Raw genomic sequence first — 25,051 nt, 5'->3', positions numbered from 1 at the left:
ACCTCCGCGGTGGCTTCCCGTACTCAGCGGGGTCGGCGACGCGCGGTGGCCGGCGCCCGACGCCGCGGGCGAGGACCCCGCCGCCAGGTCCGAGGCGCTGCCCGGTCTGCCCCGGGCGCTGGCCTCGCGGGCCGGCACGCTCTCCGGCGCGGTGCGCCGGCGCTGCGTGGACCTGGCCCGGATGGAGTCGCCCAGCGGCGACGCCGAACGCCTGAACGCGCTGGCCGAGGAGCTCTCGACCGGCTACCGGGCCACCGGCACCCTGGCCCGCCGCGAGCCGGGCGTGGCCGGCGACCACCTGCTGCTGCACTGGCCCGGCCAGGACGAGAGCCTCCCGCACCTGCTCTTCGTGGGGCACCACGACACCGTCTGGCCGGTCGGCACGCTCGCCGACTGGCCGGTGACCGAGCACGACGGCGTGCTCAGCGGCCCCGGCGTGCTCGACATGAAGGCCGGTCTGGCCCTCCTCGAAGGCGCCTTCGCCCTCCTTGCCGACCTGGGCCTGCGCCCGCACCGCTCGGTGCGCGTGGTGGTCACCGCGGACGAGGAGGTCGGCAGCCCGGACGGCCGCCGCGTGGTGGGGCGCCAGCTCCCCGGCGCCGCCGCCGTCCTGGGCCTGGAACCGCCGCACGCGGACGGCCGGCTGAAGACCGCCCGCCGGGGCAGTACCCGGGTGCGCCTGACGGTCACCGGCCACGAGGCGCACGCGGGCAGCCACCCCGAGGACGGCACGTCCGCGGTGGACGAGCTGGTCGACCAGCTGGTCGCGGTGCGCGGCCTGGCCCGTGCCCCCGGGACCGAGCTGAACACCGGCCGGATCACCGGCGGCACCCGGGCGAACGTGGTGGCGGGGCAGGCCGAGGCGGAGCTGGGCCTGCGCTTCGCCACCCCCGAGGCGCAGGCCAGCACGCTGGACACGCTGGCCCACCTGACCGCGCTGCGTCCCGGTGCGCTGGTGCACACCGAGGTGCTCTCCAGCCGGCCGGCCTGGCCGGAGCGGTCCGGCAACCTGCTGCTGCGGCACGTCCGCTCGCTGGCGGCGGCACTGGGGCAGCAGCTGGACGGTGCGCCGGCCGGCGGCGCCGGTGACACCAACCTCGCCGGGGCGCGCGGCCTGCCCACCCTGGACGGGCTCGGGGCGCGCGGCGCGGGCCCGCACGCCCGCGACGAGCACATCCAGCTGGACGAGCTGGCCCCGCGGATCGCCCTGCTGGCCGGGCTGCTCGCGGTGCCGCTGCCGCGGCTGCGGGCCCGTTCCTGACCGACCCCGCACCGCCCGGAGGGCGGGTCCCGGCCCTGTGCCGGGGCCCGCCCTCCGGCGCGTGCGCCCCCGCGAGCGGCCGCTCCGGCCCCGCCCCTGATCCCCGTACCGGGTCACCCCGTCCCGGTAGGTGCTTGTCACGGGCGGGTCGTTGGCTTCACAATGGAACCGACCGAACGGTCAGTCGGGAGGAGTCGTCATCGTGGCACTGTCCACCGAGGCCGAAGGGCCGATCGGGCCCGCCGAGCCCAGCGCACCGGCCGAACACTTCGACGCGGTGATCGCCGCGGAGCAGCGGATCGAGCCGCGCGACTGGATGCCGGACGCCTACCGGGCGACGCTGGTCCGCCAGATCGCCCAGCACGCGCACTCCGAGATCATCGGCATGCAGCCCGAGGGGAACTGGCTCAGCCGGGCGCCCTCGCTGCGCCGCAAGGCGATCCTGCTCGCCAAGGCCCAGGACGAGGCGGGCCACGGGCTCTACCTCTACGCGGCCGCCGAGACGCTGGGCGTGGACCGCGCCGAGCTGACCGAGAAGCTGATCAGCGGTCGCCAGAAGTACTCCTCGATCTTCAACTACCCGACCCTGACGTTCGCCGACGTCGGCGTGATCGGCTGGCTGGTGGACGGCGCCGCGATCTGCAACCAGGTCCCGCTCTGCCGCTGCAGCTACGGCCCCTACGCGCGGGCCATGGTGCGGGTCTGCAAGGAGGAGTCCTTCCACCAGCGGCAGGGCTACGAGCTGCTGATGACCCTGATGCGCGGCACCGAGGCCCAGCGCCGGATGGTGCAGGACGCGGTGGACCGCTGGTGGTGGCCCTCGCTGATGATGTTCGGCCCGCCGGACGGCGACTCGCCGAACACCGCGCAGTCGATGGCCTGGCGGATCAAGCGGCACACCAACGACGAGCTGCGCCAGCGGTTCGTCGACATGACGGTCCCGCAGGCCGAGCACCTGGGCGTCACCCTGCCCGACCCGGCCCTGCGCTGGAACGAGCAGCGCGACAGCTGGGACTTCGGCGAGCCCGACTGGTCCGAGCTGCAGCAGGTGATCAAGGGCCAGGGCCCGTGCAACGCGCAGCGGATCGACCGCCGCCGCGCGGCCCACGAGGACGGCGCCTGGGTGCGCGAGGCCGCCACGGCCTACGCCGACAAGAGCAAGGGACAGAGCAGTGAGTGACTCCAAGGCCGGCTGGCCGCTGTACGAGGTCTTCGTGCGTCCCCGGCGCGGCCTCAACCACGTGCACGTCGGCTCGCTGCACGCCCCGGACGACCGGATGGCGCTGCTGAACGCCCGCGACCTCTACACCCGCCGCAACGAGGGGGTGAGCCTGTGGGTGGTCCGCTCGCAGGCCATCACCGCCTCCGCGCCCGACGAGCGCGACCCGTTCTTCGAGCCCAGCGGCGACAAGGTCTACCGCCACCCGACCTTCTACGACATCCCCGAGGATGTCCCGCACATCTGACGGGGGACCCCCATGACGGACCGCCACGCCCCGCACGGCCACGGCGTCGACGACCACGTCTACCTGGGCCTGGCCCAGTCGGACCAGGAGGCCGAGGCCCGCTGGGCCTACGGCACCGGTTTCGCCGACCCGCTGCTCGGCGTCGACACCGCGCTCGCGCCGGACGTCGACGGGGCCGACCTCTCGCTCTACTGCCAGCTGCTCGGCGACGACGCCCTGATCCTGTCCCAGCGACTGATCGAGTGGTGCACCCGGGCTCCCGAGCTGGAGGAGGAGGTGGCGCTGGCCAACCTCGGCCTCGACCTGCTCGGTCAGGCCCGGCTGCTGCTCACCCGGGCCGGCCAGGCGGACGGCACCGGTCGCACCGAGGACGACTTCGCCTACTGGCGCGCCGAGCACGAGTTCCACAACGTGCGGCTGGTGGAGGCCGAGAACGGTGACTTCGGCTACTCCATCGCCCGGCTGCTGGTCTTCGCCACCGCCCGCCGCGCGCTCTACCTGCGGCTGGCCGACACCCGCGCCGAGCTGGACGCGGTGCTGACCTCGGTGGCCGTGCGGGGCGCCAAGGAGCTGGCCTACCACCAGGAGTACGCCGCCGCCTGGACGGTCCGCCTCGGCGACGGCACGCCGTACTCCGCGCAGCGGATGCAGGCCGGCCTGGACGCGGTCTGGCCGCTGCTGGACGAGCTGTTCACCGCGCACGAGGTGGAGCTGCGGCTCGGCGTGGACCCGGCCGAGCTGCGCGCGGGCGTGCTCGAGGAGCTGGCCGCCGTGATCGCCGAGGCCACCCTGGTGGTGCCCGGCGCCGCGCCGATGGCCCGGGTCGGCGGGCGGGCGGGCCGCGAGGGCGTGCACACCGAGGCGCTGGGCCCGCTGCTGGCCGAGCTGCAGTGCGTGGCCCGCGAGCACCCGGGGGCGACATGGTGACCACCCTGGCCGCCCGGCACGCCGCCGAGATCGCCGGCACGGTCCCCGATCCCGAGCTGCCGATGCTCACCCTGGCCGACCTGGGCGTGCTCGCCGGCGTCGAGCAGGACGAGCAGGACGGCCCCGACGGGCAGGCCCTGACGGTCTGGCTCACCCCGACCTACTCCGGCTGCCCGGCGGTCGCCGAGATGGCCGCCGACGTGCGGCTGAAGCTGGGCGCGGCGGGCTTCACCGACGTCCGGGTCCGGCTGCGGCTGGATCCGCCGTGGAGCACCGACCTGATCACGGACGCCGGCCGGGCCAAGCTCGCCGCCGCCGGCATCGCCCCGCCGTCCCCGGCCGGCGCGCCGGTGCCGCTGCGGCTGGGCCCCACCCGGCTGCTGGTCGACTGCCCGCAGTGCGGCTCGCCCGACACCGAGGAGCTGTCCCGCTTCGGCTCCACCGCCTGCAAGGCGCTCTGGCGCTGCCGCGCCTGCCGTGAGCCGTTCGAACGTATGAAGGAGATCTGATGGCGCCGCGCCGCGCGCAGTTCCACCCCCTGCGGATCGCCGCCGTCGACCGCCTCTGCGACGACGCCGTGGCCGTCACCTTCGACGTCCCGGCCGAGCTCGCCGGCGACTACACCTTCCTGGCCGGCCAGTCGCTGACCGTGCGCCAGGTCACCGAGGAGGGCGCCGACGAGCGGCGTTCGTACTCGATCTGCTCGCCGGTCGGCGGCCCGCTGCGGATCGCGGTGCGCGAGGTGCCCGGCGGCTTCTTCTCGGGGCAGCTGGTGCGCCGGGCCGCGGTCGGGGACACCATCGAGGTGCTGCCGCCCGGCGGCGCCTTCACCGCCGACCTCGACACCCCCACCCGGCACGTGCTGATCGCGGCCGGCTCCGGCATCACGCCGATGCTCTCGATCGCCGGCACCGTGCTGGCCGCCCACCCCGAGGCCGCCGTCACGCTCCTCTACGGCAACCGGCGCAGCGACACCGTGATGTTCGCCGACGAGCTGGCCGACCTGAAGGACCGCTACCTGGAGCGGTTCGAGCTGGTCCACGTGCTCTCCCGGGAGGCCCGCGACGCCGAACTGCTCAGCGGGCGGCTGGACACCGAGCGGGTCGGCGCGCTGCTGACGGCGCTGGTGGACGTGCCGGCGGTGGGCCACTGGTGGCTCTGCGGGCCGCACGCGATGGTCACCGACGCGCGCACCCTGCTGACCGGCCTCGGCGTGCCGGGCGCCACCGTGCACCAGGAGCTCTTCCACGCCGAGGACGAGCCGTTCGCCGAGCGCCCGGCCGAGCCGCAGGGCGCGGCCGAGGGGTACAGCGAGGTCACCCTGGTGCTGGACGGGCGGCGCAGCGCGCTGCGGCTGCCGCGCGACCGCAGCGTCCTGGACGGGGCCCAGCACGCCCGCCCCGACCTGCCCTTCGCCTGCAAGGGCGGGGTCTGCGGGACCTGCCGGGCGCAGGTCACCGAGGGCGAGGTGGAGATGCGCCGCAACTTCGCGCTGGAGGAGAAGGAGCTGGCGGCCGGCTACGTGCTGACCTGCCAGGCCCGGCCGGTCTCCGACAAGGTGACGGTCGACTACGACGCCTGAGGCGGTGCCGGGCGGCCCGTTGCGGCGTCGCCGCTACGCGGCCGGGACGGGCTGCGCGGCGGCGGGCGCGCCGATCAGCCGCACGATGCCGCTGACCGCCGCCCGCCCGGCACGGTTGGCGCCGATCGTCGAGGCGGACGGGCCGTAGCCGACCAGGTGGATCCGCGGGTCGGCCACCGCCCGGGTGCCGTCCAGCCGGATCCCGCCGCCCGCCTCGCGCAGTCCCAGCGGGGCCAGGTGGCCGACCTCGGCGCGAAAGCCGGTGGCCCAGATCACCGCGTCCACCGCCACCTCCCGTTCGCCCCAGGCCAGCCCGTGCTCGGTGAGCCGGTCGAACATCGGCTCGCGGTGCAGCGCGCCCAGCTCGCGGGCCCGGCGCAGCGCCACCGAGGGGCCCAGTCCGGTCACGCTGACCACGCTGCGCACCGGCAACCCCTGGCGCACCCGCTCCTCCACCAGCGCCACGGCCGCCCGCCCGTCCTGCTCGCCGAACGGTCCCTCGCGGAAGACCGGCTCGCGGCGGGTCACCCAGAGCGTGCGGCCCACCGCCGCCAGCTCCGAGAGCAGCTGGATCGCGGAGGCACCGCCGCCGACCACCGCCACCGTCCGCCCGGCGAACTCCGCGGGCCCCCGGTAGTCGGCGTAGTGCAGCTGGCGGCCCGCGAAGTGACCCGGGTAGTGCGGCAGGAAGGGGCGGGTCCAGGTGCCGGTGGCGTTGACCAGCGCCCGGGTCGACCAGGTGCCGGCCGCCGACTCGACCAGCAGGCGGTCACCGCCGGGCTCGGCGCGCACCGCGGTGACGCGCACCGGGCGCACCACCGGCAGGGCGTGCCGGGCCTCGTAGGCGGCGAAGTAGCCGGGGACCACCTCGCGGGCGGGCGCCTGCGGGTCGGGCGCGGGCAGCTCGAAGTCCGGCAGGTCGTGGAAGCCGTGCACGGTCGCCATCCGCAGCGAGGGCGAGCGGTGCGCCCAGGCCCCGCCGGGCGCGTCGTCGGCGTCCAGCACCACGAAGTCCCGGTGCGGCACGAAGCCGCGTCGGCGCAGGTGGTAGGCGGCCGAGAGGCCGGCCTGGCCCGCGCCGATCACGACCACGTCGACTCTTGTTGCGGTATCAACAGTCACGCCGGTGAAACATCGGCGCCGAGAGCCTTTGTTCCACCGGCGCACCGGCGGCGGTCAGCCCTGCAGCGGGCTGATCACCACCGCCGTTCCGTAGGCGCAGATCTCGGTGCCCAGATCGGCCGCCTCGGTGACGTCGAAGCGCATCATCAGCACCGCGTTGCCGCCGCGCGCCCGGGTCTGCTCGATCAGCCGTTCCATCGCCTGGTTGCGGCTCTCCACCAGGGTCTTGGTCAGGCCGCGCAGCTCGCCGCCCATCATCGACTTCAGCGAGGCGCCGATCTGGGTGCCGATGTGCCGGCTGCGCACGGTCAGCCCGAAGACCTCCCCGATCACCCGGTCCACCCGGTGGCCCGGCACGTCGTTGGTGGTGACCACCAGGATGTCCGCGCCGGGCCCCGGCCCGCCGCCGTACTCGTCAAGGTTGCTCATGGCCCCATCGTGCGGCCCCGACCGGCCCCGGTCCGGCAGCCACCCCCGAAGCCGCCGCCCGCACCGCCCGGCCGGAGGTCGCGCGGGCCGATCCGGCCCCGCGCCCCGACCTGCGGCGGCGCTCGCGGAAACATGTCCGAACCCGTCAGTGGACTCCCGTGCTACGGTCTGTAAACCTTGTCGCATGGGCGAGCAGAGTGATCATCCGCAGGGGTCGGGCGCAACGGACAATCCGGATGCTCTGGAGATCGAGGCGACGGTGGTGCTCGGGATCCGGATCACCGACTGGCCCGCGTTGCGCGCCGCCGCACTGGCCGCCGTCGAGGAGCTCGACTTCTCCGGCATCGACCCGGCGGCCCAGCGCGCGGAACTGATGCGCGAGGTGGCCGAGGACCCGCACGCCGCGCTCGGCGCGCTCCTGCACCCGGACCGGCTGATCGGCGCGATGCCCGGCATCGAGGCGATCGGCGGCACGCTGGAGATCAGCACCACCGACGACTTCGCCCCGGACTTCGCCGAGCTCTTCCCGCTCGACGGCGAGGACGGCGAGTCCGGCGACTGGACCCTCACCCCGCGCACCGCGTGCCTGCTGCACACCCAGCTGCTCGCGCTCGCCGACGCCGCCTACGACGACCTGGACGAGCACGGCGACGAGCCGGTGACCGACGGTGACGACCAGGACTGGGCCGTCTTCGCCCGCCTGCCGCGCCGCAGTTGGACGATGCACCGGTCCTGGCGCAAGGCGATGGCCCGGGCCTTCGACGACCTGGCCGAGGACCTGGGCCTGGGCGAGTGGCCGCTGCCGCGCTGTCCCGGCGAGGAGCTGGCCCTGCGGCTGGCTCTGGTGGACGCCCGCTCGCTGCTCGGCTCGCAGCCGCAGGCCGTCGCCGACCTGATGGGCGACCTGCCCGCCGACCTGTACGACTACGACTGGGACGGCTGCGCGGACGAGCTGCTCGGCGTCTACGACCTGGCCGGCCAGGACCCGGACGAGGACAGCGCGGTCCGCCTGGACACCCAGCTCGCCGCCACCCACCCCGAGGGCTGGTTCCTCACCTACGAGGAGGCCGAGGAGCGCGAGCCGGGACGCGGCTACCGCCGCTGAGCTGCGGGCGGGTGCCGGGCGGGCCGCCGGCGGGGGCCGCCGCGGTGGCGGGCCGGTCGGCGCCGCCTGGCATGCTGTGGGGGTGACCGCACCGTTCGACGCCCCGAGCCCCGCCGCCGACCCCAGTGACCGCGACGCCAACCCGCAGTTCGTGCTGCCGCTGGTGCTGCACCTGGAGAAGGCCGACCCGCCGGCCCGGACCGACGCGCTGCAGACCTCGGCCCGCGCCGTGCTCACGATGCTCGCCGACCCCCGCGCGCGCGACGAGGGCGAGTGGGCGCAGGCGATGCGCTCCTGGGAGGACGCCCGGATCCGCAAGGTGGTCCGCCGGGCCCGCGGCGGCGAGTGGCGCAAGGCGGCCGAGCTGCCCGGCATCACCGTCACCGGGAGTGCCGCCGAGGTGCGCGTCTACCCGCCGATCCCGCTGGACGGCTGGCCCAAGGAGCTGGCCAAGCTCCAGGTCTCGGGCACCGACCTGAGCGACCCCGAGGACGTCGGGCTCCCGGCGGTGCCCGCGGACCTGCCGGTGCTCTGGCTCAACCCCGAGCTGGAGATGAGCGCGGGCAAGACCATGGCGCAGACCGGCCACGCCGCGCAGCTCGCCTGGTGGCAGCTGGACGAGGCGCAGCGCAAGGAGTGGGAGCAGAACGGCTTCGCGCTGGCGGTCCGCACCGCGGACCCGGCGCGCTGGGCCGAACTGACCGCCGGCCCGCTCCCGGTGGTGCACGACGCCGGCTTCACCGAGATCGCCCCCGGCTCCTGCACCGTCGTCGCCGACCACCCGGCGCTGCGCTGACCCTCAGGCCGCGAGGACCTCCGGCTCGCGGGCCGGCGTCGTGACCTTGGGCCTCCTGTTCGGCAGCGAGAGCCGGAAGACCTTGCGCCACGCGGAGAACACCTGCTTGGGCAGCGGCCCGGTGACGTACTCCAGCTCGTACTTCTCGAACAGCGCGCGCACCTTCACCGCCACGTCGGCGTACCGGTTGCTCGGCAGGTCCGGGAACAGGTGGTGCTCGATCTGGTGCGACAGGTTGCCGGTCATGAAGTGCATCGCCCTGCTGCCGCTGATGTTCGCCGAGCCCATCATCTGGCGCAGGTACCACTGGCCGCGCGTCTCGCCGTCGACCGACCGGCGCTCGAAGACCTGGACGCCCTCGGGGAAGTGCCCGCACATGATGACCGAGTGGGTCCAGACGTTGCGGACCACGTTCGCGGTGAACGTGGCGGCGAGCGTGGGGAGGAACGAGGGGCCCGACAGCAGCGGGTGGATCACGTAGTCCTTGAGCACCTGCTTGCGGATCTTGCGGCCCACGGCCCTGGCCCGCGCGCGGAACTCCGGGCTCCTGCGGTGGCGCTTCTGCAGGTTCTTGCCGAGCTCCAGGTCGTACGCCGCGATGCCGTACTCGAAGAAGCAGGCGTTGACGAGGTTCCACAGCGGCTGGCCGAGGTGGGCCGGGTGCCACTTCTGGTCCTCGTCGACGCGCATGATGCCGTAGCCGAGGTCGTTGTCCTTGCCGATCACGTTGGTGTACGTGTGGTGCAGCTCGTTGTGCGAGTGCTTCCACTGCTCGGACGGCGAGACGTGGTCCCACTCCCAGGTGGTGGAGTGGATCTTCGGGTCCCGCATCCAGTCCCACTGACCGTGCAGGACGTTGTGGCCGATCTCCATGTTGTCCATGATCTTCGCCACGGACAGGCCGGCAGTGCCGAGCAGCCACGCGGGCGGGAAGATCGAGAAGAGCAGCACGCCCCGGCTGGCCAGCTCGAGCTTGCGCTGGGCCGAGATGACCTTGCGGATGTAGGCGGCGTCCTTCGCACCGCGGCCGGCGATCACCTCGTCGCGGATCGCGTCCAGTTCGCGGCCGAGCTCCTCGATCTGCTCCGCGGTCAGGTGGGCGGTGGGGTCGATGGCTGTCAAGGCGCCTACCGTTCGATGTCGCAGGGGCCCGCCGCGGCGGACACGCAGGTCTGGATGAGGACGCCCGGCTCGGCCTCGGTGATCTCGCCGGTGCGCAGGTCGCGGACGGCGCCCGCCTTGAGCGGCGTGACGCAGCCGAAGCAGATGCCCATGCGGCACCCGGAGGGCATGAGCACGCCGGCCTCCTCGCCGACGTCCAGCAACGGCGTGGCGCCGTTCGCGTCGACGGTCCTGCCGGTGGCACTGAAGGTGACCTCGCCGCCGTCGCCGGCGACGACGGTGCGGGGGCGGAAGCGTTCGGTGTGCAGGCGCTCCCGGAGGCCGTGCTCGGTCCAGTGCCCCTCCGCGGCGTCGAGCAGGCCCGCGGGCCCGCAGGCCCAGGTCTCGCGCTCGGCCCAGTCGGGCACGAGTTCGCCCAGACGGGCGATGTCGAGCCTGCCCTCCGTGTCGGTGTGCACCTCGGTGAGGCGCAGCTTCCCGGCCGCGACCAGGTCGTGCAGTTCCTCGCGGAAGATCACGTCCCGCGGCCGCGGTGCGCAGTGGACCATGACGACGTCGTCGAACCCGGTGTCGCGCAGCATGCCCATCGCGGGTGTGATGCCGCTGCCGGCCGTCAGGTAGAGCACCTTGGCGGGCTTGGCACGCGGCAGCACGAAGTCACCGGCCGACTGGTCGAGCTGGATCAGCGTGCCCGGTGTGGCCCGGTGGACCAGGTGGTTGCTGACCTTGCCGTCCGGGATCGCCTTCACGGTGATCGTGACGCGGCCGTCCCGGCGGTCGGTCGGTGAGGTGATGGAGTAGGCGCGCCACAGGCGCCTCCCGTCGACGTCGACCCCGATCCGCAGGTACTGACCGGCCGTGTGGCCGCGCCAGCCCCGTCCCGGCCTGATCACGATGGTCGCGGCGTCACCCGTCTCGCGGTGCACGGCCTCGATGCGCCCCCGAAGGTCGGCGCCGGCACGCAGCGGGCTGACCAGGTCGAGGTAGTCCGACGGCAGCAGCGGCGTCGTGACCATCTCGAGCAGTTTCCATGCCCTGCCGCGGAGGGCTGCAGTCGTCATACCCCCAGCTTGCTGCGCCTCAGGGCGTAAAGTCCTGACCATAGGACGTAAATCTGGTCAACCGAATTGTTCGCAGGGAACAGAACCATGAGCCAGGCCATCCGCAGGGCCAGCGAGCTGGTCCTGGATGAGACGACGGTCACCGCGATTCGGGCCGCGCTGACGGCCACCGCCGACGAGGTCGTCGAGGCGGTCATCGAGGAGGTCCCTCCCTACGCGAACGCCCTTTCGGGCCGCATGGGCGGCACCATCCGCCGAGCCGTCCGCACCGCCCTGGGGCACTACCTGGACCTCGCGAGCGGGAACGCCACGGGTGGTGACGCCAGTGACGCGGCCTACGAGCTGGGCCGCGGCGAGGTGCGCGACGGCCGTTCGATGGACGCGCTGCTCAGCGCCTACCGCGTCGGCGCCCGGGTGGCCTGGCGGTGCCTGGCAGCGGGTGCGGTACCCGCGGGTCTGCCCGCCGCCGAGGTCGCCAAGTTCGCCGAGCTGACCTTCGCCTACATCGACGAGCTCTCCGCCGCCAGCGCCGCGGGCCACGCCGACGAACTGGCCGCCCGGGGCAGGGCCCACGAGCGCCACCTGGAGGACCTGACCCGCGACCTCCTCGCCGGCGCGAGCCCGGACGTGCTGCTGGCCTCTGCCCAACGGGCCGGGTGGCAGCCCCCGGTTTCGCTGACCGCGCTGCTGCTGCCCGCCGCCCAGGCCCGGCCCGCCTACCGCACGCTCACCCCGGGCACGCTCGTCCTCGACGACCTGCCCGACGCCACCGGCGTGCTGCTCGTCCCCGATGCCGACCGGTCCCACCTCCTGCGGCAGCTGACCGAGCGCACCGTCGTGGTCGGCCCGGCGCGGCCGTGGACCCGTGCGTCCGCCTCCTACGCGCGAGCCGTCCGCGCGCGCTCCCTCTCCCCCGACATTCGCGACACCGAGGACCACCTGCCCGAGCTGGTGCTGAGCGCCGACGCGGACGCGTTCGCAGACCTGCGGGCCCGAGCCCTCGCACCGTTGCGGACCCTGCCCGTCACGACCGCACGGCGGCTGGAGGAGACGTTGCGGGCGTGGCTGCTGCACCAGGGCAGGCGGGACGAGGTGGCGGCGGCGTTGTTCGTCCACCCTCAGACGGTCCGGTACCGGATGTCGCAGCTGCGGGAGCTGTTCCCGGATCTCGCATCACCGCACCGGGTCCTCGAACTGACCCTGGCGGTGGGTCTTCGGGTCGGCTGACGCGTACGTCGGGCGTCCAGGTCCGTAGGTCGCCCCGGCCTGTTCGACTGCGGCGGGCGATGGGAATTCGCACCGGTGCGCTTGCGGCGTACCGGAGTGCGCTGGCGACGAACAACAGCGGCAGTGCCCGCGCCGCCCGGGGCGAGCCCGTGCCCGCCGCCGATTCCACGGTGTCCACTCCCCGCGTGTGGGCGACGCTGCTGCTCCACCTGGCGGCCCGGATCGCGACCGTGTCGGTGGCCGCTGTTCAGAGCGCCGGACCGAACCGCCGCACGGCCGCCGCGCCGAGCAGGGTGGCCGCCGCCAGGACCGTCCAGAGCACGCCGGGGCCCAGCGCCAGCAGCGCGGTGAGGGTGGCCGGAGCGGCGGCCCGGCCCAGTCCGCTCGACAGCTCCCAGCGCGCCAGCGCCCGGCCCAGCTGCGCCGGTGCGGCGGCCGACACCACCAGGGCCGTCCCGGTCCCGGTGTAGAGGATCTCCCCGGCGGTGTACAGCACGGCCACCGCGCAGAGCCCGGCCGCGCCGGCGGCGCCGCCGAGCGAGCCCGCGGCCCAGAAGCCCAGGTAGGCGGTCGCCAGCAGCACGCCGGAGGCGGCCAGCACGCCCCGGCGGGAGCGCCGCGCGAGCCGCAGGACGACCGCCAGCTGGGTGGTGATCACCAGCACCGTGTTGCCCACGAAGATCCCCGAGGACCAGGCCGGCGAGACATGCAGCCGGGTCACCAGCAGGGCCGGCAGGGCCACCTCCAGCACGTCGAAGCAGAACGCGAACGGCAGGTTCGCCACGTTGAGCAGGAGGCCGAGGCGCCCGCCGCGGCCGTCCGCCGGGACCGGGACCGGGACCGGGGCCCCGGCCTGGGGCGATGGCTCGGCGGTGCTCGCCGCCGTGCTCGCTGCCGCGCTTGCCGCGGTGGTCGCGGCGCGGGGCGTGGCGGGCACCGAGATCCGTAGCGACCAGACCAGGGCGGCGGCCAGCAGGCAGGCCAGCGCGGTCAGCACCGCCAGCGCCCGGAGCGTCCCCGTGCCGCCGGCCATCGCCACGGTGGCGAGCAGCGCGCCGCCGCCGAGCCCGGCGTTGCGCAGCGAGCGGCCGGCCGCCAGCGCGGCGTCCCTGGTCCGGCCGGCGACCAGGGCGGTGACGGTGGCGGCGTGCGCGGTCGGCCAGGACTGGCTGCCCAGCCCCAGCAGCACCGCCGCCGCTGTGAAGCCGAGCGGCCCGCGGGTCCCCAGCAGCACGCCGACCCCCGCGGCCCGCACCAGCAGGGTGGCCGCCACCGGCAGGCTGCGGGCGCCCCGGTCGATCCAGCGGCCGGTCAGCGGCAGCGCCGCCAGCCCGGCCAGCAGCCCGGCCGTCAGGGCCAGTCCGGCGCGGCCGGCGTCCAGGCCGAGCACGCTCACGCCGTACAGCAGCAGGAACGGCCGCAGCAGGCCGGCGCCGAGCGCGTCCACCACGAGCGCCAGCGCGTAGCGGCCGCCGCCGGCCCCCAGCAGCAGCCGCAGCGTACCGAGGGTGCCGGTACCGCGGCCGGCGTTCCCGCCACCGCCACCGCCACCGCCACCGCCGTCGCCTGCCGGTGCGGTGGGGAGCGCGGTGGCGATGTCGGCGTCGGTGGCGGAGTCGGCTGGGCGGGTGGTCGGGCGCTGTCGGGTCGCAGTCATGCCGAGTACCGTGCGCCCTGCCCACCCTGGCGGGCCCGTCGATTGACGGCACCGGTCAATCGGTGTGGATCACCCCGACCGCTGGTGGCAGGATCCCGGCCATGAGCCTCACCGTCGACATCACCGGCCTGCCGGCCGAACGTCTGCTCTTCGCGCCGTCCCCGCTCGCCGAGCTGACCGCGATGCTCCACGTCCTCGCCGAGCCCGCCCACCACCCCTCGCTGCGCGGCTGGGCCACCGCGACCGCCAGCGCGATCAAGCCGGAGCTGGCGGACCGGCTGATCGAGGCGGACTTCCTGTGGCGCTCCTCGCGGGCGGACTTCCTGGTGCCGGCGCTGCCCGGCGCGACCCTCGCCGAGGAGCTGGACGCCGTCGACGAGGTGTCCGACGAGCGGTACGCCTCGGCCGCGCTGGTCACCAGCTGCGGCTCCTCGCGGCTGAGCCACCGCGCTGCGGTCTCCCCGCTCACCGACCCGGCCGACCGCGACCGGGTGCGCGAGCTGGCGCTGGCCCGCGGCCCGCGGCAAGCCGCCTTCACCGAGCGGCTGCTCGCCGACCCGCCGGCCGTCCGCGCGCTGATCCGCCGGCTGCGGGAGGACTGCGAGCAGGCGTTCTTCGCCGACGCCTGGCGCCAGGCTCTGCCGACGCTGGCCGCCGACGCCCGGCACATGGCCGACCTGCTGGCCCGCCGCGGCCTCGCCGAGGCGCTGGCCGCGATCTCGCCCGCGCTGAGCCTGCGCGGCGAGCCCCGGCCCGCCGCCGAGGCCGAGGCCGACCCGGCGTCGGCTGCGGGCGCGGCCGTGGGGCCCGCCGGGCCGGGCCGCCGGCAGATCGTCGTCGACAAGCTGCAGGACAACGCCACCAGCGCGGTCGAGGCCGGCGGCGTCACCTTCGTCCCCACCGTCTTCGGCCGCCCGCACCTGGTGGTGGTGCACGCCCGGGGCTGGCGGCCGGTGCTGCAGTACCCGGTGAGCGAGCCGGGCCTCGCCGAGCCGGTCTCCTTCGCCCTGGTCCAGCAGCGACTGGAGGCGCTCGCCCATCCGCTGCGGCTGCGGCTGGCCCGGACCCTGGCCCGCGGGCCGCACACCACCGGCGAGCTCGCGCACGCCTGGCAGCTCACGGCCCCGGAGGTCTCCCGGCACCTGGCGGTGCTGCGCCGGGCCGGGCTGCTCACCACCCGGCGCCGCGGGCGCTACGTGCTGTACGAACTGAACCTGCCGGCCAGCGCCCGGCTGGGGACCGACCTGCTGGAGGCGGTGCTGCGCTGAGCCGAACGGGGGGTGGGGTAAACCGAACCTCGAAACCGTCGTGTTGGCACGATCGATTCGCTGATCCACCGTCAGCACACTGGTCCCATGACGCCGAAGCTGCTGCTCAACACCGCCATCGCCCTCACCCTCACCCTCGCGCCCACCGCCGCGGCCTCCGCCGCGGCCGCGGCACCCACCTCCGGTCCGGCCACCTCCGGTCCGGCCACGTCCGGTCAGGCCGTCACCGGTCAGGCCGCCGCCACCACCGGCGCGCCGCCGGGCACCGCGAAGGCCCGGCTCACGCTGCCCGCGCCCACCGGCCGCTACCAGCAGCTGGGGACGCTCTCGCTGCACCTGGTGGACACCTCCCGACCCGACCCGTGGGTCAGCACGGTGGCGCACCGCGAGCTCATGGCGAGCGTGGTCTACCCGGCCACCGACACCGCCGCTCACCCGCTCGCCCCGCAGTTCTCCGCCGGGGTGGCGGCCGCCCTCGACTCCGACGTCGGCCCCCGCTACGAGATCCCCCCGGGGACGGTCGACTGGGCCGCCACGCTCACCCACGCCCACCAGGGCGCTCCGGCCGACCTGAGCGGCGGACCGCACCCCGTGGTGCTCTACTCCCCGGGCGCGGGGGATCCGCGCGGCTGGGACACCACCCTGGTCGAGGACCTCGCCAGCCGCGGCTACGTGGTGGTGACCGTCGACCACACCTACGAGTCCTCGGCCGTGCAGTTCCCGGACGGTTCGGTGCGCCGCACGGTGCTGACGCCCGACGTGGTCCAGAAGGCCATCCAGGACGGCACGATCTCGACCCTCCTGCAGAAGGTCATGGACGTCCGGGAGGCCGACATCCGCTTCGTCCTGGACCAGTTGACCACCCCCGGCGTGCTGCCCCCGGCACTGGCCCGCGCCGCCGACACCCACACCATCGGCATGTTCGGCCACTCCGCCGGCGGGTTCACGGCCGGCACCACGATGCACGACGACCCGCGGATCAGGGCCGGCATCAACATGGACGGCCCCTTGGGCAACAACCTGGACGACGGCGGTCCGAACCTCGCCCCGGTCGCGGTCGACGGTCTGCACCGCCCGTTCCTGCTGATGGGCAGCCAGGCCAGTGACCACCACACCTTCCGCTCGTGGGAGGCCTTCTGGGACAACACCCCGGGCTGGAAGCGCGACCTCCACCTGCGCGGCGCCAAGCACGGCTCCTTCACCGACGCCGAGGTGTTCGTCCCGCAGATCGCCCGCCAGACCCCGCTGCCCGCCAGCGCCGTCTACGACGACATCGGCTGGAGCGACCCGCAGGACACCCTCGCCACCGAGCAGCGGTACATCGCCGGCTTCTTCGACCAGTGGCTCAAACAGAGCGACACCGGCCTGTTCGACCGTCCGGCCACCGGCCCGGCCTCCTTCATCCCGTGAGCCCGCATCCGGCCGGTCTCGGCAGGCCTCAGTGCACGGGGAGCCGGCGGCGAGCTACGAGGCCGGCGGCGCCGCTGAGGCCCAGGACGGCGGTGAAGGCGCCGAGCAGCACCGTGGGGTTGACCCAGCCGGGCACCAGCTCGCCCTCCACCGGCCCGTCCACGCACCGGGCGCTCACCGGAAAGGCATGGGTCACCACCCGCTGCGCCGCGAACCCGTGGCTGGCGCAGAAATCGTCCGGATCGAGCAGATAGAAACCGGAGGCCATCCCGATACCGAACGCCCCGGTCGAGGCCGCCGCACCCGCGACCGCCACCAACAGCAAGGTGCCGGGAGTGAGCAGCGAGCGCAGGTTCCCCGCCGCCCGCACCAGCCGCACCAGCAGCACGACCAGCGTGCCGACCAGGACGACCGGTGCGAGGAACGGCAACAGGAGCAACAGCAGCGCGAGGACGGTCGACGTGGTCGACCCGCCCGTGGAGGCGAGGAGAAGAGTGGTGTGGTGCATACCCCTGCTGACCACCCCGGACCCCCGCACGGTTCCCACCCGCCCCCGCCGGGCAGCGCAAAGCCCTGTCGGACGAGTCCTAGGCCGGGTAGGCGCGGGTCTGGGTCGCTTTGACGGAGGCCCAGACGGGGGTGCCGGGGGACAGGTCGAGTTCGGCGGCGGCGGCCGGGGTCAGGTCGGCCGCGAGCGGCACCGGGCCGGTGAGGTCGGCGCGTACCTGGTCGCCGTGCAGGTCGAGTCCGGCGACCGTCAGCTCCCAGACGTTGCGGGCGCTGGACTCGGGGCGGGTGCGGTACAGGGTGACGGCGGAGGGCGGGAAGGCCACGAAGGCCGGTCCCGACACCGCCTCCGCGGTGGCCAGCACGACACCGTCCGGCAGTGTCACCTGGTGTCCGGTGCCGACACCCTGATAGAGGTTCAGGCCCACCAGCCGGGCGATGTAGTCGGTGCGCGGCAGTCGGGCGACCTCACTCGGCGTGCCGGACTGCACCTCGGCGCCGTCCTCGATCACCACCAGCCGATCGGCCAGCACCATGGCGTCCAGCGGGTCGTGCGTCACCAGGACGGCCACCGCCTCGAACTCGGCGAGATGGCGGCGCAGTTGCGAGCGCACGTCGAGGCGGGTCCGCGCGTCCAGGGCGGCGAGCGGCTCGTCCAGCAGCAGCAGGCGCGGCTGCACGGCGAGCGCGCGGGCCAGTGCCACCCGCTGCGCCTGCCCGCCGGAGAGCTTGCCGGGCCGGGCGGTGGCGTGCGCCTCCAGTCCCATCCGGGTCAGCCAGGGCAGTGCCTCGGCGCGGGCCTCCTTGCGGGAGCGGCCCCGGCAGCGCAGCCCGAAGCCGACGTTGTCGAGCGCGCTGAGGTGCGGGAAGAGCAGGTAGTCCTGGAAGACCACGCCGACCGGTCGCCTCTCGGCCGGCGTGTGCAGGCCGGTGGCCGGATCCTCCAGGGTCTGCCCGTCCAGGCGCAGGTGACCGGCGGTCAGCGGCAGCAGTCCGGCCAGGGCGCGCAGGGCGGTGGACTTGCCGGCCCCGTTCGGTCCGAGCAACGCGACCACCTCGCCGGCGGCGGCGCCGAGTTCGAGGTCGAGCGTGAACCCGGGCCGCTCCACCCGGAGATGGGCATCGAGCGCGCCGGGCGCACCGGATCCGCCGGCAGGGGGTGGTGTCGTCATCGGGCATCTCCCGTCACGCGGTGCTCATCCACTTGCCGCGCAGTCCCGCGAGCACGGCGATGGAGACGGCGAGCAGGACCAGGCTCAGCGCGATGGCGGCCTCGGGGTCGGTCTCCATCGCCAGGTAGACGGCCAGCGGCATGGTCTGGGTCTTGCCGGGGAAGTTACCGGCGAAGGTGATCGTCGCGCCGAACTCACCCAGCGCCCGGGCCCAGGCCAGGACCGCCCCGGCCCCCACGCCCGGGGCGATCAGCGGCAGGGTGACCCGCAGGAAGGCCGTCAGCCGCGAGGCGCCCAGGGTGGCGGCCGCCTCCTCGTAGCGCGGGTCGGCCGCGCGCAGCGCGCCCTCCACGCTGATCACCAGGAACGGCATCGCCACGAAGGCCTCGGCGACCACCACCCCGGTGGTGGTGAACGGCAGCGTGATCCCGAAGGCGGAGTCCAGCCAGCGCCCGACGATCCCGTTGCGCCCCAGTACCAGCAGCAGCGCCACGCCCCCCACCACCGGCGGCAGGACCAGCGGCAGCGTCACCAGGGCCCGGATCAGCCGCCGTCCGGGGAACTCGGTCCGCGCCAGCAGCCACGCCAGTGGCACCCCCAGCACCAGCGAGACCCCGGTGGCGGACGTCGCACAGACCAGCGACAGCCGCAGCGCCTCCCAGACCTCGGCACTGGTCAGCTGCTCCGGCAGGCTCCGCCACGGTGCCCGGATCAGCAGGCCCGCGAGCGGCAGTACCAGGAAGAGCAGTCCGAGCAGGGCCGGCAGCAGCAGGGCTACCGGGATCCGGGAGGCGCCCTTGCTCACGAGGACGCGGGCGACTGGAACCCGGCCGCGGTCAGCACCTGCTGGGCCTCGGGCGACTCGATGTAGGCGACGAAGGCCTTGGCGCCGGCGGCGTTCGGGGCCTTGGCGAGGTCGGCGATCGGGTAGTCGTTGACGGCCTTGGCGGCCTCGGGGAAGTCCACCCCGTCGATCTTGCCGGCGTCCGCCTGCACGTCGGTCCTGTAGACCATGGACGCGTCCACCTCGCCGAGCTCGACCTTGGTCAGCGCGCTCTTGACGTCCTGCTCCTGGGTGACCGGGGTGACGTTGACGTTGGCGGCCTTGAGCGCGCTCTGCGCGGCCGAGCCGCAGGGCACCTGCGGTGCGCAGAGGGCGACCTTGACGCCGGCGGCGCTGAGGTCCTGGAGGCTGCTGATGTGCTTGGGGTTGCCCTTGGGGACCGCGATCTCCAGGGTGTTGCGCACGAAGACCTTGGGGTCGCCCGCATTGCCCTTGGCATCGCTGACGGTCTTCATGGTGGCCGGCGAGGCGGCGGCGAAGACGTCGGCGGGCGCACCGGAGACGATGCTCTGGGCCAGCGCGGAGCTGCCGCCGAAGTTGAACTTGACGGTGGTGCCCGGGTGGGCCGCCTCGAACTTCTTGCCGAGGTCGGTGAAGGTGCCCTGGAGCGAGGAGGCGGCGAAGACGGTGACCGTGCCGGTGATCGCCGGCCCGCTGCTGCTCGCCGAGGCGCCGGCCGAGCTGCTGGAGGAGGCGCCGGCCGAGGACTTCGAGGAGCTGCTGCAGGCGGTGAGGCCGGCGGCCAGCGCGAGCGCGGCCAGCGTGGCCGCGGCGGTACGGGTCCGGGTGGTGGTCATGCGGAGAATCCCCTCCTGCCGTGCCCGGGGGCGCGGCGGTGCGGTAGGTGCGTGCGGGCCGGTCCGCCGCACCGTGCGACGAAAGGGGGCGACCCTGGTGCCGCAGTGCGGCGAGCCGTGGTGCGCTGTGGTGCGCACTCGTATCTGCGGTTGTCGTGCCGATCATAGTGCCGCAGATGCAAGCCTGAAATCCCCTGTGCCATCGCACAGGCCTGCTGGTCCCGGCCCCCGGGGAGGCCTGTGGGAATCGTCGGAAAACGGTTGGCAGGCACCGCTGGCGAGGCGTCACAGTGGGGGCTCACCACCGGGAGGAGTCACCGATGTCCACACTACGGGTCACCGTCGAGTCCCTGACAGTGCTCGACCACCCCAACGCCGACGCCCTGGAGTTGGCCCAGGTCGGGCTCTACCGGGCGGTGGTCGCCAAGGGCGCCTACCGCACCGGCGAGCACGCCCTCTACATCCCCGAGCAGGCCGTGCTGCCGGCCGAGCTGATCGAGGAACTGGGGCTGACCGGAAAGCTGGCCGGCAGCGCTGCCGACCGGGTGAGGGCGGTGCGGCTGCGCGGCGAGCTCTCCCAGGGCGTGGTCTGCCGCCCGGCCGCGCTGGCCGGCGTCGACCTGGCCCGGGCCGCCGCCGAGGGGCGGGACTTCGCCGCCGAGCTCGGGATCACCAAGTGGGTGCCGCCGATCCCGACCGCCATGAACGGCGACGTCGAGGCCGCTCCCGAGCTGATGCCCTGGGTGGACATCGAGAACCTGCAGCGCTTCCCGGACGTCTTCGAGTCGGGTGAGCCGGTGGTCCTGACCGAGAAGCTGCACGGCAGTTGCTGCCTGTTCACCTACCACGCCGACAGCAAGGCCGTGCAGGTCTCCTCCAAGGGGATCGGTGCCCAGGGGCTGGCCCTGAAGGAGGACGGGACCAACCTCTACTGGCGGGCGGTGCGGGCGCACGGCGTGCCGGCCGTCGCCGCGGAGCTCGCCGAGCGGCTGGGCGCCGAGCGGGTGGGGATCTTCGGCGAGGTCTTCGGCACGGGCGTGCAGGACCTGACCTACGGCGAGTCCGGGCGCACCGAGCTGCCGGGCTACGCGGTCTTCGACGTCTCGGCGGTGATCGACGGGCAGCTGCACTGGCTGGACGCCGCCGAGCTGCTGGCGGACCGGCTGCCGCTGGTGCCCCGGGTCTGGAGCGGGCCGTTCGACGCCGCCGTGGTGCTCGCGCACGCCGAGGGCCGGGAGACCGTCTCGGGCCGCGCGCTGCACCTGCGCGAGGGCGTGGTGGTGCGCCCGGTGGTGGAGCGGTACAGCTTCACCCTGGGCGGGCGGGCCATCGCCAAGGTGGTCAGCGGCGCCTACCTCACCCGCAAGGGCGGCACCGAGTACGAGTGAGGGACGGCAGGGGCGGGGGCAGCGGGCCCGGTGGGTGGCGACGCACCGGGCTGAGGCACTGTCAGGGCGCCCGTGTGCCTTGGACGTACGCTGACAAATATGATGGTGAACGAGGACGGCTGGCTCCACGCGACGCTGGTCGGCGAGGGTCGCTGGGAGGAACTGCTCGGGCTCTACCGGCAGGCCCGGGCGCGCGGCCACGCCCAGGGCGGGGAGCGCGCCGCGGTGCGGGAGTCGGCGCGGCTGGGACACGAGCTCGCGCTGGCCGCGCCGGCCCCGGTCGCGGCCGGCCTCTTCGACCCGGTGGCGGGCCCCGCGACGGCGGCCGGCGAGCGGGACGGCTGGACCGGCCCGCTCTGGGAGGTGCTGGCGACCCGTCACCCCTGGCAGGTGCTCGACCCGCTGCTGCGCGCCGAGCCCGTTCGCACCCTGGCGGCGCACACCCGGGTGCTGCTCGGCGAGGACCTGGCGCAGGGTCGGGAGGAGCCGGCGCCGGCGGCGGCAGGCGAGGCCGCCATCCCGTTGCCGCGACCGCTCGACCCGCCCGGCGCGGCCGGCCGGCCGAACGCGTCAAGTCAGCCCGGTCGCCCGGGCCGGTCCGGCTCGCCCGGCCCGTCCGGGGGGCGGGGCGCGGCGGCCGCGCTGGAGCCGCCGCTGGTGCTGCGCCCCTGGGAGCAGGCCGGCTGGGAGCCCGAGCAGCGGGTGACCGGCTACCGCCCCGGCGGCTCGGCGGCCAGCGCGCTCTTCGCGCTGCCGGACAACCGGGAGGGCCTCGGGCCGGTCCGCCTCCCCGCGCCGGGTGCCCCGCAGCGCCCGGCCACGGCCGCCGACCCCGCTGATCCCGGTCCGCCGCCGACCGGCGTGGGGCCGTCCGGCGTCCCGTCGTCCGGCCCGCTGCCGGCTGAGGCGTCCGCGGCCGAGCAGCCCGCCACCGCCGCCCTGCGCGCGCTGTCCGGCTGGCTCAGCGCCCGCTGCCTGCGCGGCAGCGCGCCGCAGGCCGCCGCGCTGCTCGTACCGCCCGAGCTGCGTGATCCGGCGGCCGGACCCACCATCGGCGGCTACCTGTCCTTCGCGGCCGCCTACCCCGCCCTGGTGCGGGCCGGCTCCGGCGCCGGCGCGTACGGCCGTTCGGCCGGCGCCGCGCTCGGCCGGCTGGCGGCGTGGCGCGCGCTGGCCGCGATGGCCGACCCGTCGGGGCGCTGCACGGTGGCGGAGGTGGACGCCCTGGTGGCCCGGATGCGCTGCTTCACCTGGTGCGAGCCGTCCGACGAGGTCTGGCACCTGCACCTGGCCCTGGAGGACCCGGCCACCGGACTCGCCTGGGCCGTCAGCGGCGCCGACTACGACTGATCGACAGCGGACGGGCGGCGAGGGGCAGTCAGGGGCGGACGGCCGGATACCGCGGAAGTTGCAGACCCCGCCCCTGTACCGCGCCCGTCACGGACGATCTCCAACCTTCGCCCGACGATCTCCGGCCCCGCACTCCCTAGGCTGACTTCCGGCCGGCGGGCTGGCGCCGAACCTCGTCGGACGGGGGGCGACGAGGCTCGGCGGGCCCCCGCACCCCGGCTGTCATCCGGCTCGGTTCGCCTCCGGGCGCTCTTGACCCGGTGTCGACGCTCCTCCCTTCGGTTCACTCGCCTTTTCCTTCGCATGCCCTCGTCAACACGTAAGGTGGGGTCGCGAACTGTGCGGCTCGATGGGGGAGGGGACCGCAGGCGTGACGCGCGTGCTGGTGGTGGATGACCAGATCCTGATCAGGGTCGGTCTGGTGGCGTTGCTGCGGGCCGCGCCCGGCCTGGACGTGGTCGGCGAGGCGTCCAGCGGTGAGGAGGCGGTCGCACTGGCCGCCGCCGAGCTTCCCGACATCGTCCTGATGGACATCCGGATGCCCGGCATGGACGGCATCACCGCCACCACCCGCATCCTGGCGCAGGCCGCCGACCCCGCGCCCCGGATCATCATCCTCACCACCTTCGACCTCGACGAGTACGTGTACGCCGCGCTGCGGGCGGGAGCCTCCGGCTTCCTGCTCAAGGACACCCCGCCGGACCGGCTGCTCGCCGCGGTGGAGACGGTGGCCGGTGGCGACATGCTCTTCGCGCCCAGCGTGGTCTGCCGGTTGATCGAGGCGTACGCCTTCCGGGAGGCCGACCGGGCCGCCCAGCCGCCGCCCGGCCTGGATCCGCTGACCAGCCGGGAGTTGGACGTGTTGCGGCTGGTGGGCCAGGGCCTGTCCAACCCCGAGATCGCGGGCCGGCTGGTGGTCAGCGTCGCCACGGTCAAGACCCACCTCAACCGCACGATGGCCAAGCTCAACCTCTCCAGCCGCGCCCAGGCCGTCGTGCTGGCCTACGAGAGCGGGCTGGTCACCCCGGGGCACGCGGGCTGACCCCGGTCAGGCCCGGGGCGGGGGCGGCTGGTCGGCGGGCGGTGCGGTGTCGCCGGTGAGCAGCGGTATCCCGTCGGGACGGGCCAGCGCCCGCCAGAGGCGGGACGCCTGCTCGTCGGTGCCGACCGCGCCCTCGTAACTGCGCTGGTAGTCCTCCAGGTAGCCGCGCAGCACGTCGCCGTCGACGGTGTCCGGGTCCGGGCCGGCCAGTGCGGGGTGCGCGTGCAGGGCCATCAGCAGGACGTCGTCGACCCGGGCGCGGCCGGTGCCCAGGGCGGGTTGGAAGTACGGCAGGTCCAGCGTGCGGGCGCCCAGCCGCCGGTAGAAGGCCAGCCGGGCGGCCGGGTCGCCGTAGCCGTCGTGGGTGGCGTGTGCCCGCGGGTCGGCGACCTCGGCGAGGACCAGGCAGGGGTCGTACTCCTGCCGCCAGGTGCGCAGCGCCGAGCGCAGCAGCAGCCCCCCGACACCCGCGCCGCGCAGCCCCGGGCGGACGGCCAGCCAGGCCAGCAGGACGATCCGGCGGGTGGGCTCGAACTCGCCGATCGCCGCGCCCAGCGGTCGGCCGGCCGGGTCGAAGCCGGCCCAGACGCTGGTGAGGCCGGAGCGGACCGCCGCGTCCAGGTCGGCCGGATCGTCCAACTCGTCCGGCGGGAAGGAGGGCAGCAGGATCTGCTCGTAGATCGCGTCCAACTCGGCTCCGGGGGCGGTGATCCGGCGGATCACGGGCTGCCGTGCCGTCCGGTCCGCCTGCTCTGTGGCCACCAGGTACCTCACGCTCTCCGCGGCCGCCCGGCCGACTGTGCGGTCACCGTGGCAGAACGCCGTTGCGCTGACAAGTCGTTGGCCCGGCGGCGTGGATCGAGGGCGAGTTTCGGCCTATGGTCGGACTCCGCTTGCGAGTTGAGCGGATGGTCCGAGCCGACCTCGGGAGAGCTCATGAGCCGCCCACGTTCTGACGATCCGTCATCGACCTCGCCGATCGGCGATCCGGCCTCCTCCGGCGGACCGGACACGACCCCGTGGGGCGCCCTGCGGCGGTTCCTCACCCGCACCGGAGAGGCGCCGGCCGGCCGCCACCCCACGGCCGCCGGGGAGCGGGCCCGGCCACCCGGCCCGCCCACCGCACCACCGACCGCACCACGCACCGCACCGCCGACCGCATCGCCGGTCGACCATCCGGCCGCCCTGTCGGCGGGCCTGCTGGCGGCCCGTGACGAGATCCTCGCAGCGGCCCGCGAGCGGACCGCGGTCCGCTTCGACGTGGTGGCCGACAGCGGCTGCGGCAAGACGCTGCTGCTCACCGAGGTGGCCACCGAGCTGAAGCGCCGGGGCTGTCTGACCCTCTTCGTCACCGTTGCGGCGCCCGCCTACGCCGTCATCCGTCCCGACCCCCTCGACGCCGTCGGTCCCCGCGCCGCCGTCGGGGCCGGCGAGTCCTCCGACCCGCGGGCCCGCCCGCCGGCCGGGGAGGCCGACAGCTCGGCGGCCTTCGCCGCCCGCTGCGCCTTCGCCCGCCCC

Annotated in this window: 24 protein-coding genes and 1 pseudogene; 15 read left to right on the top strand and 10 right to left on the bottom strand. The window is 74.8% G+C overall.

Translation table 11 applies throughout. The annotated features are described in order from the left end of the window. The 6 genes from ABD323_RS27780 to paaE all read left to right on the top strand — a co-directional run. Nucleotides 1-1,261: M20 family metallopeptidase (locus ABD323_RS27780; RefSeq protein ID WP_344444713.1), on the top strand; the 1,261-nt coding region annotated here is incomplete at its 5' end. 208 nt (nucleotides 1,262-1,469) lie between these two features. Then, complete coding sequence (paaA, locus tag ABD323_RS27775; RefSeq protein WP_344444714.1) at nucleotides 1,470-2,441, top strand: 1,2-phenylacetyl-CoA epoxidase subunit PaaA; 972 nt, start codon at nucleotides 1,470-1,472, stop codon at nucleotides 2,439-2,441. Beyond that, entirely contained in the window at nucleotides 2,434-2,727 is a 294-nt protein-coding gene (gene paaB / locus ABD323_RS27770) for a 1,2-phenylacetyl-CoA epoxidase subunit PaaB (RefSeq protein ID WP_344444712.1), read from the top strand. The genes paaA and paaB overlap by 8 nt, the downstream gene beginning before the upstream one ends. 12 nt (nucleotides 2,728-2,739) lie before the next feature. Next, the gene (gene paaC, locus ABD323_RS27765; RefSeq protein ID WP_344444711.1) at nucleotides 2,740-3,654 is read left to right on the top strand and encodes a 1,2-phenylacetyl-CoA epoxidase subunit PaaC; all 915 of its coding nucleotides are present in this window, start codon (nucleotides 2,740-2,742) and stop codon (nucleotides 3,652-3,654) included. Beyond that, a complete protein-coding gene (gene paaD, locus ABD323_RS27760; RefSeq protein ID WP_344444710.1) occupies nucleotides 3,648-4,163 on the top strand; it encodes a 1,2-phenylacetyl-CoA epoxidase subunit PaaD in 516 nt (171 codons plus the stop codon). Before paaC ends, paaD begins: the two co-directional genes overlap by 7 nt. Further along, nucleotides 4,163-5,236, top strand: a complete 1,074-nt coding sequence (gene paaE, locus ABD323_RS27755) for a 1,2-phenylacetyl-CoA epoxidase subunit PaaE (protein WP_344444709.1) — start codon at nucleotides 4,163-4,165, stop codon at nucleotides 5,234-5,236. Before paaD ends, paaE begins: the two co-directional genes overlap by 1 nt. A gap of 33 nt (nucleotides 5,237-5,269) precedes the next feature. On the opposite strand, the gene ABD323_RS27750 is transcribed toward paaE, so the two are convergent. Continuing rightward, on the bottom strand, nucleotides 5,270-6,328 hold the full coding sequence (locus ABD323_RS27750; protein ID WP_344444708.1) for an FAD-dependent oxidoreductase: 1,059 nt from the start codon (nucleotides 6,326-6,328) through the stop codon (nucleotides 5,270-5,272). Between the two features lie 84 nt (nucleotides 6,329-6,412). Beyond that, entirely contained in the window at nucleotides 6,413-6,787 is a 375-nt protein-coding gene (locus tag ABD323_RS27745; RefSeq protein WP_344444707.1) for a YbjQ family protein, read from the bottom strand. Nucleotides 6,788-6,971: 184 nt separating this feature from the next. On the opposite strand from ABD323_RS27745, the gene ABD323_RS27740 reads away from it, so the two are divergent. Then, nucleotides 6,972-7,892: a hypothetical protein gene (locus tag ABD323_RS27740; RefSeq protein WP_344444706.1), complete on the top strand. Its 921-nt coding sequence runs from the start codon at nucleotides 6,972-6,974 to the stop codon at nucleotides 7,890-7,892. 82 nt (nucleotides 7,893-7,974) lie between these two features. Next, entirely contained in the window at nucleotides 7,975-8,688 is a 714-nt protein-coding gene (locus ABD323_RS27735; protein ID WP_344444705.1) for an aminoacyl-tRNA hydrolase, read from the top strand. Between the two features lie 3 nt (nucleotides 8,689-8,691). Here ABD323_RS27735 and ABD323_RS27730 read toward each other — a convergent pair whose 3' ends face one another. Then, nucleotides 8,692-9,810, bottom strand: a complete 1,119-nt coding sequence (locus ABD323_RS27730; RefSeq protein ID WP_344444704.1) for a fatty acid desaturase family protein — start codon at nucleotides 9,808-9,810, stop codon at nucleotides 8,692-8,694. Between the two features lie 5 nt (nucleotides 9,811-9,815). Then, nucleotides 9,816-10,871, bottom strand: coding sequence for a ferredoxin reductase (locus tag ABD323_RS27725; RefSeq protein ID WP_344444703.1), 1,056 nt, complete (start codon nucleotides 10,869-10,871; stop codon nucleotides 9,816-9,818). Between the two features lie 87 nt (nucleotides 10,872-10,958). Between ABD323_RS27725 and ABD323_RS27720 the strand changes: the two genes are divergently transcribed. Continuing rightward, nucleotides 10,959-12,098 (top strand): PucR family transcriptional regulator, encoded by a 1,140-nt coding sequence (locus tag ABD323_RS27720; RefSeq protein ID WP_344444702.1) that lies wholly within the window; start codon nucleotides 10,959-10,961, stop codon nucleotides 12,096-12,098. A 247-nt stretch (nucleotides 12,099-12,345) separates the two neighbouring features. Here the strand turns inward: ABD323_RS27720 and ABD323_RS27715 are convergent, their stop codons facing one another. Continuing rightward, a complete protein-coding gene (locus ABD323_RS27715; RefSeq protein WP_344444701.1) occupies nucleotides 12,346-13,755 on the bottom strand; it encodes an MFS transporter in 1,410 nt (469 codons plus the stop codon). 101 nt (nucleotides 13,756-13,856) lie between these two features. On the opposite strand from ABD323_RS27715, the gene ABD323_RS27710 reads away from it, so the two are divergent. After that, the gene (locus ABD323_RS27710; RefSeq protein ID WP_344444700.1) at nucleotides 13,857-15,023 is read left to right on the top strand and encodes a DUF5937 family protein; all 1,167 of its coding nucleotides are present in this window, start codon (nucleotides 13,857-13,859) and stop codon (nucleotides 15,021-15,023) included. 87 nt (nucleotides 15,024-15,110) lie between these two features. Next, entirely contained in the window at nucleotides 15,111-16,433 is a 1,323-nt protein-coding gene (locus ABD323_RS27705; protein ID WP_344444699.1) for an alpha/beta hydrolase family protein, read from the top strand. Nucleotides 16,434-16,461: 28 nt separating this feature from the next. Here ABD323_RS27705 and ABD323_RS27700 read toward each other — a convergent pair whose 3' ends face one another. From ABD323_RS27700 to modA, 4 genes are all read right to left on the bottom strand, one after another. Then, nucleotides 16,462-16,941, bottom strand: coding sequence for a hypothetical protein (locus ABD323_RS27700; RefSeq protein WP_344444698.1), 480 nt, complete (start codon nucleotides 16,939-16,941; stop codon nucleotides 16,462-16,464). Nucleotides 16,942-17,020: 79 nt separating this feature from the next. After that, nucleotides 17,021-18,112 (bottom strand): ABC transporter ATP-binding protein, encoded by a 1,092-nt coding sequence (locus tag ABD323_RS27695; RefSeq protein ID WP_344444697.1) that lies wholly within the window; start codon nucleotides 18,110-18,112, stop codon nucleotides 17,021-17,023. A gap of 13 nt (nucleotides 18,113-18,125) precedes the next feature. Continuing rightward, a complete protein-coding gene (locus tag ABD323_RS27690; RefSeq protein WP_344444696.1) occupies nucleotides 18,126-18,917 on the bottom strand; it encodes an ABC transporter permease in 792 nt (263 codons plus the stop codon). Beyond that, complete coding sequence (gene modA, locus ABD323_RS27685; RefSeq protein WP_344444695.1) at nucleotides 18,914-19,753, bottom strand: molybdate ABC transporter substrate-binding protein; 840 nt, start codon at nucleotides 19,751-19,753, stop codon at nucleotides 18,914-18,916. Before modA ends, ABD323_RS27690 begins: the two co-directional genes overlap by 4 nt. Nucleotides 19,754-20,073: 320 nt before the next feature. On the opposite strand from modA, the gene ABD323_RS27680 reads away from it, so the two are divergent. The 3 genes from ABD323_RS27680 (at nucleotide 20,074) to ABD323_RS27670 (ending at nucleotide 23,533) form a co-directional block, all read left to right on the top strand. Then, the gene (locus ABD323_RS27680) at nucleotides 20,074-21,141 is read left to right on the top strand and encodes an RNA ligase (ATP) (protein WP_344444694.1); all 1,068 of its coding nucleotides are present in this window, start codon (nucleotides 20,074-20,076) and stop codon (nucleotides 21,139-21,141) included. 99 nt (nucleotides 21,142-21,240) lie between these two features. Next, nucleotides 21,241-22,491, top strand: coding sequence for a DUF6183 family protein (locus ABD323_RS27675; protein WP_344444693.1), 1,251 nt, complete (start codon nucleotides 21,241-21,243; stop codon nucleotides 22,489-22,491). Between the two features lie 370 nt (nucleotides 22,492-22,861). Beyond that, nucleotides 22,862-23,533: a response regulator gene (locus tag ABD323_RS27670; RefSeq protein ID WP_344444692.1), complete on the top strand. Its 672-nt coding sequence runs from the start codon at nucleotides 22,862-22,864 to the stop codon at nucleotides 23,531-23,533. A 6-nt stretch (nucleotides 23,534-23,539) separates the two neighbouring features. On the opposite strand, the gene ABD323_RS27665 is transcribed toward ABD323_RS27670, so the two are convergent. After that, nucleotides 23,540-24,295: a GNAT family N-acetyltransferase gene (locus ABD323_RS27665; RefSeq protein WP_344444691.1), complete on the bottom strand. Its 756-nt coding sequence runs from the start codon at nucleotides 24,293-24,295 to the stop codon at nucleotides 23,540-23,542. Nucleotides 24,296-24,469: 174 nt separating this feature from the next. Here ABD323_RS27665 and ABD323_RS27660 point away from each other — a divergent pair. Beyond that, a pseudogene (locus ABD323_RS27660) lies at nucleotides 24,470-25,051 on the top strand (hypothetical protein); the annotation flags it as partial.

This window comes from Kitasatospora nipponensis, assembly GCF_039528135.1.
Classification (GTDB): Bacteria; Actinomycetota; Actinomycetes; order Streptomycetales; family Streptomycetaceae; genus Kitasatospora; species Kitasatospora nipponensis.
Note: the sequence above shows the minus strand (reverse complement) of the source record. Positions and strands in the feature narration are given on the sequence as shown.